The following is a 13,175-nucleotide window of genomic DNA, read 5'->3' as shown; positions in this document are numbered from 1 at the left end:
AGTGGAACGACAAGACGATGGAGGTATGACAGAATATGCTAAATTCCTTTTGGCGGCTTTTGAAAAGCGGTACGGATATCCGCGGCGTTGCCTGTGAAAACGAGGCCGGCGAGGCGGTAAATTTGACGGATGATGCCGTTGCGGCGATTGCAAACGGCTTTTTAGTATGGCTTGAGGGCCGGGCCGGCAAGCAGGCCGCAGCGCTGCGGCTGGCAATTGGGCACGACAGCCGAATCTCCGCGGAGCGCATCCAAAACGCCGCCGCCGGCGCTTTGACAAGAGCCGGGGCCCAGGTGTTTCTCTGTGGGCTCAGCAGTACGCCCGCTATGTTTATGGCTGTGCGCAGCCTGGACTGTGACGCAACCATTCAGATAACCGCCAGCCACCACCCGTACCACCGCAACGGGCTGAAGTTTTTTACGCCCGGCGGCGGCCTGGAGGGCAGCGACATTGAAGCCATCCTGCAAAACGCGCAGGACGGGCGCGCGCCGCGGGCAGCGGCGCAGCCGGGCCGGACGGAGGCAGTGGACTTTATGCCGCGCTATGCGCGGCGCCTGCGGGAGATGGTCTGTGCGGGCATCGGCGTAAATGACGCTGCGCAGCGCCCGCTCAAGGGGTTTCATATCGTGGTGGATGCGGGCAACGGCGCGGGCGGCTTTTATGCCACGGAGGTGCTCGCCCCACTGGGCGCGGACATCAGCGGCAGCCAGTTCCTGGAGCCGGATGGGCGGTTTCCAAACCATATTCCCAACCCGGAAAACGGCGAGGCCATGGCCAGCGCCAGCCGGGCAACGCTGGCGGCGGGCGCGGACCTGGGCATTATTTTCGACACGGATGTCGACCGTGCCGGTGCGGTTGACCGCACCGGGAAGGAGATTAACCGCAACCGCCTGGTGGCTTTGGCAAGCGCGATAGCCCTTGAGGGGAATCCCGGCGGGGCCATTGTTACGGACTCCATCACCTCCACCGGCCTGAAAACCTACATTGAGCAGGAGCTGGGCGGCGTTCATTACCGCTACAAGCGCGGCTACAAAAACGTGATTGATGAGGCGGTGCGGCTGAACCGCGCGGGAGTAAACTGCCCGCTGGCGATTGAGACGTCGGGGCACGCGGCCTTTCGGGAAAATGACTTTCTTGACGACGGCGCATACCTGGTGACGAAGCTGATTATTAAAATGGCGGTGCTGCGCCGGGAGGGAAAAGCGCTGGAGGATCTGCTCGCCGGCCTGGCGGAACCTGTTGAGACGGCGGAGCTGCGGCTGGCGATTCGGGCGGAGGACTTCCGTGCCTATGGGGAGCGTGTCATTGAGGAATTGGGGCGCTTTTCCAGAAAGCAAAGCTGGGACATTGCGCCCGACAACCGGGAGGGCATCCGGGTTTCCTTTCCCAAGGGGCATGGAAACGGCTGGTTTTTGCTGCGGCTGAGCGTACACGACCCAATTATGCCCTTGAATATTGAGAGCGACTCCGTGGGCGGGGCCAAGGAGATTGCGGTACAGCTTTACGCTTTTCTGCGCCTGGCGGAGAAGCTGGATGTTTCGCCGCTGGAGGCTTTCCTGGCCCGCTGAAAAATGTTTGCGCGCGGTTTTCCGCGCGCTTTTTATTTTTCTGCGGGCGGCCCGGGCCGGCGGCTACTCCTCTACGGGACAGGCCTGTAGGTGGACAAGGTGGGCCACGCCGGGGATGCTTTCGCCCTGCTGGGACGAAGTGGTGGACATCAGCGCGCCGGTGGCGATAAACAGGACGTTGTCCAGCGTCCCCTGCTCCATGCGGTTCAGCACCAGCGAGCACAGAACGCCGCCGGAGCAGCCGCAGCCGGAGCCGCCTGCGTGAACGTCCTGGTTCTTGCGGTCATAGAGCATGAGGCCGCCGTCATTGTGGATGCCGCCTATATCCAGGCCGTCGTCGCGCACCAGCTGTTCCATCAGGTCGCAGCCCACCTGGCCGAGGTCCCCGGTCATAATCAGGTCAAAGTCCTTCGGGGCGGCGCCGGTGTCGTTCAAGTAGTCGATCAGGGTCTGGGCGGCGGCGGGAGCCATGGCGGCGCCCATATTATTGGCATCCTTGATGCCCAGGTCGGCGATGCGCCCGAAGAGGACCTCCCGGATGCGGACATATTTGGGGCCGCGGAAGGCCGAGGGCTTGCGCCCAACAATCAGCGCGCCGGAGGCCGTCGCCGTCCACTGTGAGGTGGGGGCGCGCTGGCCGCCGTATTCCAGCGGCAGGCGGAACTGGCGCTCCGCGGAGCAGAAATGAGAGGAGGTCACGGCGGCGGCGCGTTCTGCCGCTCCGGTTTCAACAAAGACCCCCGCGAGCGCCAGGGTTTGTGCCATGGTGGAGCAGGCGCCGTATTGCCCCAAAAATGGGATACCCAGGCCGCGCAGGCCGAAGGTGGAGGAGATGCACTGGTTCAGCAGATCCCCGGCGAAAATATAATTGATTTCGCTGGCGCTGCACTTGGCCTTGTGCAGCGCGACCTCCACGGCCTCCGTTTGCAGGCGGCTTTCGGATTTTTCCCAACTGGATTCGCCAAGGGTTGTGTCCTCATAGCATTGGTCGAAGTATTTGCCCAGGGGGCCTTCGCCCTCCTTTCTTCCGCCAATGGATCCAAAGCCCATGATGACGGGGCCATTTTCCATTTGCAGGGTGTATTTCCCAATACGCTTGACCATATCAATTCATTCCTCCTATTTCCTTAATGAAACAGCTGCAGCGCCCACAGGACAAGCCCGTAAAGAATGGAGGCCGTGATGCCGTACACCAGCACCGGCCCGGCAATGGTAAACATCTTCGCGCCCAGGCCCAGCACAAGCCCCTCGCTCTTAAACTCCATGGCGGGCGAAACAATGGAGTTGGCGAAGCCGGTAATAGGCACCAGCGTGCCGGCCCCGGCGGTCTTGGCAATGTTGTCGTAGACCTTGAAGGCCGTCAGAATGGCGCTGATGCCAATGAGGGAAATGGAGACGAACGCCCGCGCGTCCTTGAGCTCAAGGCCCCAGTACATGTATAGGTTGACCAGGCCCTGGCCCAGGCAGCAGATGGCGCCGCCGAACAAAAACGCCATCAGCGCGTTTTTTAGAAATGGGCTGCCTGGCGAGGCCTTTTCAGCCATTTTTTGATATTCTTGTTTGGAAGGATTCATCGTAAACGCTCCTATCGGTTCAAAGATATAAAAGGACAGTTGTATTGTACCTCGTTTTCAGTGGTTTACTCTTGGCCGCGGCCAAAAAATTACCGGCTGTACAATGATTGGAAAAATTTAACAAATGCCGTTTTGCAGGCGTTTATAAGCCGCTATAGGCGGGCGAACACCGCGCGGGAACCGGGCGCGCGGGCTCAAGGGCAGCTCTCCCGTGTTGAAAAATACGCGTTTTTTTGCTATGCTGAAGGTGAAGACGAATTTAAGAGGTTGAGGGAAGAAAATGATTGTTTTAATTACGGGCGCTTCACACACAGGGAAAACGGTGCTGGCGCAAAAATTGCTGGAGCGGTACCGGTTCCCTTACCTTTCAATTGACCACCTGAAAATGGGGCTCATCAGAAGCGGAAACACCAACCTGACGCCGTCCGGTGATGCGGCGCTGACAGACTACCTATGGCCGATTGTCAGGGAAATGATTAAGACGGCGATAGAGAACGCTCAAAATTTGATCGTTGAAGGCGTGTACATTCCGTTCGACTGGAGAAATGATTTTGACGATGCATATTTGAAGGAAATCAGGTACAAGTGCCTGATTTTGTCGGAAAGCTACATTCACCATCATTTTAACCAAATTAAAGCATATGCCTGCGCGGTTGAGAAACGGCTTGACGATTCATGGTGCACCAAAGAGTCGGTGCTTGCGGAAAACAAATATTATTTTGAGATGTGCCGGAAATACGGGTGTGATTATACCCTGATTGACGGCTGTTATGCTGTGGATTTTGAGCTGTAAAATGATGGACGGTAAATGACCCCGAAAAATTAAGGACGCAGCAGGCGGAGCTTGAGGGAGGAAAAAATATGCAGGCAGCACCGTGGCCGGTATTGAACAAAATCGCGGCGGCATGCAGGGCGGCCCTGGGCAGGAAGCTCACCGGCATCTATGTCCATGGCTCGATTGCCTTCGGCTGCTTTAACTGGGATAAAAGCGATATAGACCTGATTGTGGTCACAGAGGAAGAGCCGGGCCAGGCGGAAAAGGAAGGGCTGCTTGCGCGCCTGCTGGGGCTGGAGGCGGATTGTCCGCCCAAGGGCGTGGAGATGAGCGTGGTCTTGCGGAAATATTGCCGCCCTTTTCATTACCCAACGCCGTTTGAACTGCATTATTCCGCCGCGCACCGGGAAAAATACCAAATGGACCCGGCATCCTACTGCCGGGAGATGCACGGGACGGACCGGGATCTCGCGGCCCATTTTACCGTCATTCGCGCGGTGGGGGTCACACTGTGCGGCACAGATAAGGCCGCGGTGTTCGGCGAGGTGCCGGGGGAGCAGTATCTCGACAGCATCCGGCGCGATGTCCTGGAGGCTGCCGGGGCAATAGAGACGGCCCCCGTCTATGCGGTGCTGAACCTGTGCCGGGTGCTTGCATATACCCGGGACGGCCTGGTGCTTTCCAAGGAGGCGGGCGCCGGGTGGGGGCTCAAAAACCTGCCGGGGCGGTTCCGGCCCCTGGTGGAGCAGGCCCGGGCGTGCTATGCGGGCGGCGGCGGTTTTGCGGCCGATGCCGGGTGCCTGCACGGCTTTGCCGCTTATATGCTGGCGCGCATTGCCGGGGGAAGCGCCTGACCGCCGGGCAATGCAGCCGGGCAATACAGCCGGGCAATACAGCCGGCGTGCATCATTTTTGGCAATTCTCACAGCATGGGATTTATTGACATTGCCGCAAAACCCCTTTATAATAAAACTGTAAAGGCGCCGAACCCCGGCCCACCGGAGGAGTGACGGGCCCGGCGGGGCGCAATTGAAGAAGGAGGCTGATTTTTTATGGCATCAAAGACGATAGAGCTGCATGACGTTAATGTACCTGAGTTTTTGAAGGAGCTGGATTCCTGCAAAGGGAACGTATACCTGGTAACACGCGAGGGCGACCGCCTCAACCTGAGAAGCAAGCTTTGCCAGCTGGTCGGCTTGACCCAGCTGATTGAGGGCGGCAAGATTGCCGAGGCCTTCGTAGAATGTGATGACCCGGAGGATGAAAGCAAATTGTTCCGTTTTAATCTTTTTGGTAAAAAATAAAGCCGCTGCGCTTTCAAAAGACAAAAATAGGCGGAAACGTGAAAAGATGCTATCTCCCTGTCTATGGTCGAGATAACATCTTTTCTTTATCATCGGGGCTTTTGCCGCCGTGCTGACAAGAGGATCCGTGCCTGTGCGCAGCCGCGTACCGCGGGCACGGGCCGAAAGAAAAGGAGAAATGCGGGTTGAATATCGGTGGGCTTTCCATTGCCGGGCGCGCCGTGCTGGCGCCCATGGCCGGTGTGACGGACCGTGCCTTCCGCGAGCTCTGCGTGCGGTTCGGCGCCGCCTTTGTCATCAGTGAGATGGTGAGCTCGAAGGGACTGCAGTATAATGACAAAAAGACCGGGCAGCTGATGCTGCTGAGCGAGGAGGAGCATCCCGCGGCCATCCAGCTGTTCGGCTGTGAGCCGGAGGCCATGGCCCAGGCGGCCCGGAAGGCGCTGGCCTATGGGCCGGAGCTGATTGATATCAACATGGGCTGCCCGGCCCCAAAGATAACCGGCGGCGGCAGCGGCAGCGCCCTGATGAAAACGCCGGAGCTCTGCGGGGAGATTGTCGCCGCGGTAAAGGCGGCGGTGCCCGTGCCGGTGACGGTCAAAATCCGCAAGGGCTGGGACGGCGCCAGCGTCAATGCGGTGCAGGTGGCGAAGCGCTGTGAGCGGGCGGGCGCGGACGCAATCACCGTACACGGCCGCACCCGGGCGGACCAGTACGCTCCCCCGGCGGATTGGTCCATCATCCGCGCGGTGCGCGAGGCCGTCGGCATCCCGGTCATCGGCAACGGCGATGTGGCGGACGCGGAATCGGCGGCCCGCATGCTGGAGGAAACGGGCTGCGACGCGGTGATGATTGGCCGCGGCGCGCTGGGGAACCCGTGGGTTTTTCAGCAGGTCAACGCATATTTGGAGCACGGCCGGCACATCCCGCCGCCGGGGCTGTCTGAGCGGCTGACTGTTTTGGTACGCCATGTGGAGCGCATGTGTGCCTACAAGGGCGAATACTGCGCCATGAACGAGGCCCGCAAGCATGTGGGCTGGTACCTGAAGGGGCTGCACGGCGCGGCGGCCTTTCGCAGACAGGCCGGGACGCTTTCAAGCATGGATCAGCTTATGGGACTGGTGCGCGAAATTGCCGCGGCGAACGCGGAGAATTTTACAGTGGAGGGCTAATGCCCGATAAGGATGAACAGGAACGAATGGAAACTGTACGGCCCTTTGCAAGGGGTCCGGAGCTCATGAATTGGAAAAGAGGGTGGTTTGATTGACGACGGCACTGCTGATTGTTGCGCTGGTGATCATTGTCTGCATTTTGTGCAACAAAATTACCAGTAAGCTCGGCATCCCCATGCTGCTGGCCTTCATATTACTGGGCATGGTGTTCGGCTCGGACGGTATTTTTAAAATTCCGTTTGAGGATTTTAAATTTGCGGAGCAGGTTTGCTCCGTCGCACTGATCTTTATTATCTTTTACGGCGGCTTCGGCACCAAGTGGCATGAGGCCAAAAGGGTTGCGGCTCAGTCGCTGCTGCTCTCCTCCGTCGGTGTGCTGCTTACGGCGCTGTTCACCGGGCTGTTCTGCCGCTTTGCGCTTCGCTTCGATTGGCTGGAGAGCCTGCTTATCGGCTCGGTGCTGGGGTCTACGGATGCGGCCTCGGTGTTTTATATCCTGCGCTCCAAGAAGCTCAACCTGAAATACGGCACGGCCTCCATGCTGGAGCTGGAGAGCGGGAGCAACGACCCCTGGGCCTATATGCTGACGGTCATTATCCTGTCCATTATGGATGGACAGAGCTCCGGCGCGGGCGAGATTATTTACATGGTGTTTGCACAGGTTTTCTTTGGCGTGCTCTTCGGGCTGATGATTGCCGCGGGGGCGCTTTGGGCGTTGAAGCATGTTCACTTTGGAACAACGGGCTTCGACGCCATTTTTGTAGTGGCGGTGGCGCTGCTGTCTTACGCGCTGCCGGCGCTGCTGGGTGGAAACGGCTATTTCAGCGCCTACCTGGTGGGCATCATCCTGGGCAATAAGGAAATTCCCGGCAAGGCCTCGCTGGTGCACTTTTTTGACGGCATCACCGGGCTTATGCAGATTATGATCTTCTTTTTGCTGGGGCTGCTGGCTTTTCCGTCGCAGATCCCGCATATCCTGCTGCCCTCCATTGCCATCGCGATCTTTCTGACCCTGGTGGCGCGCCCGGCGGCAATCATGGGCATCCTTGCGCCCATGCGCGCAAGGATGCGGCAGCAGCTGGTGGTTTCTTGGGCGGGCCTGCGCGGGGCCACCTCTATTGTCTTTGCCATTATGGCAATGGTCAGCTCTGCTGAAACCCGCAACGACGTTTTTCATATTACCTTCTGCGTGGTGCTGTTCTCCATTGGGATTCAGGGGTCGCTGCTGCCGTGGGTTTCCAAAAAGCTGAATATGATAGACAACCGCGGCAATGTTTTGCGCACCTTCAACGATTACACAGAGGAATCGCAGCTTCAGTTTATCCGCCTGACTATGCGGGAGGGCCATCTGTGGGTCGGCAAAAAAATTAGAAATATTCAGCTGCCGCCGGAGACGCGGATCGCCGTGATCCTGCGGGGAAAGGAAAAGCTCGTGCCGCGCGGCAGCACGGAGATTATGGCGGGGGACGTTTTGGTGGTGAGCGCGCTTAGCTATGAGGACGAGGATGCGGTGGAGCTGACGGAGTTTACCGTGGACGACAGCCACGCCTGGCGCGGCAGGACACTGTCGGAGATAGCGCCCGCAAACCAGATTGTGGTCCTGATAAAGCGCCGGGGCCGGGTGGTCATCCCATCCGGTTCGGTCAAAATCCGCAGGAACGACATCGTGGTGGTGACCACCGCCCAGTCATAATTGAAATTGCAACAATAATCCATAAATACGAAACAGAAAAGAATTGCGGGGGCGAGCCGCTCCTGCTATGATAGAAATAAGAAAATGAAAATATTTTATGCGTTTGTATAAACAGGGGGAGACGAAGATGGACGGTCAAGCCATATTTAAGCTGCTGGAGTCCGGCGCGCTGGATGAGAAGCTGAAAAAGCTGTATGTTTGCGGCGCCGGGGACCTGCCGCGTTACCGGGCGCGCTTTGAACAGGCAATTGTAAAATTTGAAGAGCGCTACGGCGCCGGCCGGGACCTTATGCTGTTCAGCGCGCCGGGCCGGACGGAGGTTGGCGGCAACCATACCGACCATCAGCGGGGCCGGGTGCTGGCTGCGAGCGTCAATCTGGATGTCATTGCCGTAGCGGCCCGCAGCGAGGGCGGCGTGGTGCGCATTCAGAGCGAGGGCCACGCCGAGGATGTGGTGGCCCTCGAGCGCCTGGAGCCCCAGCCGGAAGAAACCGGCGGTTCCCAGGCGCTTGTGCGGGGAATTTGCGCCGCTTTCAGCCGGCGGGGCTGCCCGGCCGGCGGCTTTGACGCCTACACCACGTCCGATGTGCTTTCCGGCTCAGGGCTCTCCTCTTCCGCCGCGTTTGAGGTGCTTGTCGGCGTGATGGTCAATGAGCTTTACGGGGAGGGCCGTGAAAGCGCGGTGGAAATCGCCAAAATTGGACAATACGCGGAAAATCATTATTTTGGAAAGCCCTGCGGCTTAATGGACCAGACAGCCAGCAGCGTTGGCTCCATGGTGACCATCGACTTCAAGGACCCGGCCCGCCCGCTGGTGGAGCAGGTGCCGTTTGATTTTGCCGCCCATGGCTATGGCCTCTGTATTATCGACACCCACGGCAGCCACTCCGATTTAACGCCCGATTACGCCGCTGTTCCGCAGGAGATGCGGGCGGTTGCGGCGGCAATGGGCAAGGAGGTTCTGCGCGAGGTAGACCCCGCCGGATTTTATGCTGCCGTGCCGCGCCTGCGCGCCAAACTCGGCGACCGTGCGGTGCTGCGTGCCATGCACTTTTTTGACGACAACGAGCGTGTTGCGCGCGAGGTGGAGGCTCTGAAGGCGGACGACCTGGAGGCCTTCAAGCGCCTGCTGATTGAGTCGGGGCGTTCCTCCTTCATGTATTTGCAGAATGTCTATTCGCCCGCGCATGTGGAGGAACAGGGCGTTTCCCTGGCATTGGCGCTGTGTGAGCGTTATCTGGGCCAACCAGGCGCCGGAGAGGGGGGCGCATGGCGCGTTCACGGCGGGGGCTTTGCCGGCACCGTACAGAGCCTGGTTCCCCTGGCGCAGATGGACGGCTTTGTGCAGAAGATGGAGGCTGTTTTCGGCGCCGGCAGCTGCCACCGCCTGGCAGTGCGCCCGGTGGGCGGCGTGAGGGTGCTGTAAAGCTTGCCTGCATGGAGCGCCGCATCATGCGCCGCATAATACGCGGCAGAAAGCGGAACAATAAAGAGGAGGTCTTTTTTTGTCAGAGTTACGTTGGAATCCTTTTTTGAAGGATTGGGTCATGATCGCGGGAAACCGTCAGGGCCGGCCGCAGATGCCGAAGGATTTCTGCCCGTTTTGTCCCCGCTTTGGAAAGGTGCCGGATTATGAGGTGCTGAAATACGACAATGATTTTCCGGCGCTGACGCAAAACCCGCCGGAGCCGGACCCCGTTGCCACCGGCTTTTTCAAGACCCGCCCCTCGTACGGCAAGTGTGAGGTCATCCTTTACTCCCCAGGCCATACCGCCACGCTGCAGGAGCTTTCCGACGGGCACCTGGAAAAGCTGGTGAACCTGTGGTGCGAGCGGTTTGAAGCGCTGAGCGCGGATGAAAAGGTAAAATATGTGTTTCCGTTTGAAAACCGGGGCGACGTGGTTGGGGTAACCATGCCGCACCCGCACGGGCAGATTTACGCCTACTCCTATGTGCCGAAAAAGCTGGAGCTGGAGACTGCCGCCGCCCGGGAGTACTATGAGGAGCAGGGCAGCTGCCTGTTTTGCGGCCAGCTGAAAAATGAAATCCAGGAGCAGAAGCGGCTGGTTTTTCAAAATGAATACTTTACCGTTTTTCTGCCCTTTTATACGGAATATCCCTACGGGGTGCAGATCATGGCCAACCGCCATGTCCCGGTGCTGACCGGCCTTACGCCCGCAGAGCGCCGGGCGCTCGGCACCACCCTCCGCGATACCGTGGGCATGCTCGACAGCCTGTTCGGCTACCGTTTCCCCTATATGATGTGCATGCACAACGCCCCGGTAAACAGCGGCGACTATTCAAGGGATTATCATTTCCACATCGAATTTTACCCGCCGATGCGCAGTGCGGATAAACAGAAATTCAACGCCTCCAGCGAAACGGGCGCGTGGGCCTGCTGCAACCCCACCTGCCCCGAGGAAACAGCCGCCGAGCTGCGCGCCGCCTATGAGCGCTACCGGGCGGCGGAAAAGGAGATCCGGCGGTCTTGAGCTGTACGCAAACAGCCCGAGATTTATATGGCCTTGAAAGGAGATCGCATTCATGAATGTATTGGTAACAGGGGGGGCCGGTTACATCGGCACCCATACGTGCGTAGAGCTGCTGAACCGGGGCGACCGGGTTATCGTGCTCGACAATTATGTCAATTCCTCCCCCGCGGCGCTGAGGGGCGTCGAGCAGATCACCGGGAGGACGTTCCCGGTTTATGAAGCGGACCTGATGGATTATAACGCGGTGAAAAGGGTTTTCTCCGAAAATCAGATTGATGCGGTCATCCATTTCGCCGGATTGAAGGCGGTGGGTGAAAGCGTGTCTAAGCCGCTTGACTACTACCGTAATAATTTGATTGGCACCTTGAACCTGCTTGAGGTGATGAAGGAGCACGATGTAAAAAAGCTGGTGTTCAGCTCTTCCGCCACGGTCTACGGCATGAACAATGAGCCGCCCTTCAGGGAGGATATGCCGCGTTCGACCACCAACCCCTACGGGGCGACAAAGCTGATGATTGAGGATATGCTGCGTGACCTCTGCTATGCCTGCAAGGAATGGAGCGTGGTGCTGCTGCGCTACTTTAACCCTATCGGCGCGCATGAGAGCGGCCTGATCGGTGAGAACCCCAACGGCATCCCCAATAACCTCATGCCCTACATTGTCAAGGTGGCGGCGGGCGAGCTGCCCTGCCTGAGCATCTATGGCGGCGATTACCCCACGCCGGACGGCACCTGCATTCGCGACTATATCCATGTTTACGACCTGGCTATGGGACACCTGAAGGCGCTGGAATACCTAGGGCATATGCAGGGGGCGGAGGCCATCAATCTGGGAACGGGAAAGGGGTACTCCGTCCTGGAGGTGGTTCAGGCCTTTGAGCGGGCAACGGGCCGGACGGTCAATCATAAGATGGCGCCGCGCCGGGAGGGCGATATCGCGGCCTGCTATGCCGACGTTTCCAAGGCCAGGGAGCTTCTGCACTGGGAGGCCGTCAAAACCCTGGAGGAGATGTGCCGGGATTCATGGAATTTTGCCGCGCGGAACGGCGCCCGCCAATAGCCGCAGGGTAAGCTGTCCCCTGCTGAAAGGAAATGATCCTTCGGCAGGGGACGTTTTGCGCCCGGATAATATTTTTAGAGAGAAAGTCACTTGCAATTCTGCGGGAAATCTGATATTTTAACATAAAGGAGCTTGGCGGGGTCAATAAACGGCCTGCTTGCGGGTTTATGTTTTCTCTCTGAGGCGGACGGTTGTTCCCTCCTGTTAGTCGAGCGCCGCTTTAATAGGACCTCGGAGGTGATCGCGCCTCTGAGGTTAAAGTTTGCATGAGGAAGGAATGGAACACAAATGAAAATGAAGAAGAACAGATTGCTGGCGGCCCTGCTGGCGGCCGGACTGCTTTTGGGGCTTGCGGCATGCGCCTCCGCACCGGCGGCCTCAGAGGCTTCAGAGGCCCCGCAGGCCTCGCAGGCGGAAGGCGGCGCCGTTGCGCAGGAGGATAGCACCCCCGCGCCGGAGGCGGTTTCGTACGACGGCGTATGGCAGACGGAAAAGGTGACGCAGGACGGCGAGGAGATTTCCGGCGATGCGCTTGATCAGCTTGGCGGCCGGTCCACGCTTACGCTGTACCCGGACGGCAGCCTGACGCTGAAGAACGATAACGTAAGCCGCACGGGCGCCTGGAGCAAAAAGGACGGCGGCGTGCAGATAGACTCGGAGGGCTACAGCGTAGAGGCGAAGCTTTCCGGGGATAAGCTGGTGATGGACTCTAAGGAAGACGGCGTGGTCATGACCTTTGCGCGCACGGGCGACGCGCCTGAGAAGAGCGGAACGGCTTCTACGGATGGAGACAAGGCCTCGGGCTCTGACAGCATAGCCGGCACATGGGAAATCACGGCCGGAAAAGAGGACGGAGCCTCCCTTACCAGAGAAGAGACGATTGAGGCGCTCGGCGCGGACATGCGCCTTGAGATTCGGGCGGACGGAACATTCACCGCCGTTGCAATGGCGGACGGGAAGGAAACCAATTCCACAGAGGGCGAATGGAGCCAGGAGGGCAATTCGTTTATTCTGTTAGCCAATGGTGAAGCCGAAACCTTTGAGCTCTCCGGCAGCACGCTCATTGCGGAGGATGGCGGCGTAACGCTGATATTTGAAAAGAAGTAAGGCCTGTCCGGGAAGCTAAAGGGCAGCGCCCGGCAAATAAATCCTTGAAAGAAGATACCGCTGAAAATAGAATCATTGATGTAAAGCCCGGGCAGCGCGTTTGATGTGCTGCCCGGGCTTTACATTTTCATAAAGGCTTAGCGGGCAAAGGAACACAACGGTTGAGCCGGGCTTTATGAAAAAACCGTATTTTGAATGCTTGGCGGCGGAGGCGGCTGTTCAAAACCCGGCGGCGGGCGTCCGGATAGGCGTTGCGGGAATAAAAAATTTTTTCTTGTATGGATATATTCACGCCGCAGCGCTGGAATGCGCCATAAAAAATTGTCATTTTAGCGCTTTGGGGGCTGCTGGCAGCGCCTTTTTTATGCATATTCCATGAGATAAACTTGCAGGACAGGGAAAAATGCGGCGCACAGGCCGCGCGGACGGC

At 58.6% G+C, this 13,175-nt stretch carries 12 protein-coding genes; 10 read left to right on the top strand and 2 right to left on the bottom strand.

What is annotated here, in order from left to right:
* The first annotated feature begins 35 nt into the window (after window positions 1–35).
* The gene (locus DPQ25_RS09515; protein WP_112332948.1) at window positions 36–1,568 is read left to right on the top strand and encodes a phosphohexomutase domain-containing protein; all 1,533 of its coding nucleotides are present in this window, start codon (window positions 36–38) and stop codon (window positions 1,566–1,568) included.
* Between the two features lie 63 nt (window positions 1,569–1,631).
* Here the strand turns inward: DPQ25_RS09515 and DPQ25_RS09510 are convergent, their stop codons facing one another.
* Both DPQ25_RS09510 and spoVAC read right to left on the bottom strand, forming a co-directional pair.
* Window positions 1,632–2,672 carry a stage V sporulation protein AD gene (locus DPQ25_RS09510; RefSeq protein ID WP_112332947.1) on the bottom strand — a complete coding sequence of 347 codons (1,041 nt, stop codon included), beginning with the start codon at window positions 2,670–2,672 and terminating at the stop codon, window positions 1,632–1,634.
* Between the two features lie 23 nt (window positions 2,673–2,695).
* A complete protein-coding gene (gene spoVAC, locus DPQ25_RS09505) occupies window positions 2,696–3,142 on the bottom strand; it encodes a stage V sporulation protein AC (RefSeq protein WP_112332946.1) in 447 nt (148 codons plus the stop codon).
* 280 nt (window positions 3,143–3,422) lie between these two features.
* On the opposite strand from spoVAC, the gene DPQ25_RS09500 reads away from it, so the two are divergent.
* From DPQ25_RS09500 to DPQ25_RS09460, 9 genes are all read left to right on the top strand, one after another.
* Window positions 3,423–3,935, top strand: a complete 513-nt coding sequence (locus DPQ25_RS09500; RefSeq protein WP_112332945.1) for a P-loop NTPase family protein — start codon at window positions 3,423–3,425, stop codon at window positions 3,933–3,935.
* A gap of 68 nt (window positions 3,936–4,003) precedes the next feature.
* Window positions 4,004–4,771: an aminoglycoside adenylyltransferase domain-containing protein gene (locus DPQ25_RS09495; RefSeq protein ID WP_112332944.1), complete on the top strand. Its 768-nt coding sequence runs from the start codon at window positions 4,004–4,006 to the stop codon at window positions 4,769–4,771.
* Between the two features lie 198 nt (window positions 4,772–4,969).
* The gene (locus DPQ25_RS09490; RefSeq protein ID WP_112332943.1) at window positions 4,970–5,221 is read left to right on the top strand and encodes a hypothetical protein; all 252 of its coding nucleotides are present in this window, start codon (window positions 4,970–4,972) and stop codon (window positions 5,219–5,221) included.
* A 185-nt stretch (window positions 5,222–5,406) separates the two neighbouring features.
* On the top strand, window positions 5,407–6,393 hold the full coding sequence (dusB, locus tag DPQ25_RS09485) for a tRNA dihydrouridine synthase DusB (RefSeq protein WP_242978286.1): 987 nt from the start codon (window positions 5,407–5,409) through the stop codon (window positions 6,391–6,393).
* Window positions 6,394–6,484: 91 nt separating this feature from the next.
* The gene (locus tag DPQ25_RS09480) at window positions 6,485–8,086 is read left to right on the top strand and encodes a potassium/proton antiporter (RefSeq protein WP_112332942.1); all 1,602 of its coding nucleotides are present in this window, start codon (window positions 6,485–6,487) and stop codon (window positions 8,084–8,086) included.
* 127 nt (window positions 8,087–8,213) lie between these two features.
* On the top strand, window positions 8,214–9,512 hold the full coding sequence (locus DPQ25_RS09475) for a galactokinase (protein ID WP_112332941.1): 1,299 nt from the start codon (window positions 8,214–8,216) through the stop codon (window positions 9,510–9,512).
* Between the two features lie 79 nt (window positions 9,513–9,591).
* A complete protein-coding gene (galT, locus tag DPQ25_RS09470; protein WP_112332940.1) occupies window positions 9,592–10,578 on the top strand; it encodes a galactose-1-phosphate uridylyltransferase in 987 nt (328 codons plus the stop codon).
* 52 nt (window positions 10,579–10,630) lie between these two features.
* Window positions 10,631–11,638, top strand: a complete 1,008-nt coding sequence (galE, locus tag DPQ25_RS09465) for a UDP-glucose 4-epimerase GalE (RefSeq protein ID WP_112332939.1) — start codon at window positions 10,631–10,633, stop codon at window positions 11,636–11,638.
* 288 nt (window positions 11,639–11,926) lie between these two features.
* Window positions 11,927–12,745: a lipocalin-like domain-containing protein gene (locus DPQ25_RS09460; protein WP_112332938.1), complete on the top strand. Its 819-nt coding sequence runs from the start codon at window positions 11,927–11,929 to the stop codon at window positions 12,743–12,745.
* The last annotated feature ends 430 nt before the right edge of the window (window positions 12,746–13,175 follow it).

It is taken from the genome of Hydrogeniiclostridium mannosilyticum (assembly GCF_003268275.1).
GTDB lineage: Bacteria > Bacillota > Clostridia > Oscillospirales > Acutalibacteraceae > Hydrogeniiclostridium > Hydrogeniiclostridium mannosilyticum.
Note: the sequence above shows the minus strand (reverse complement) of the source record. Positions and strands in the feature narration are given on the sequence as shown.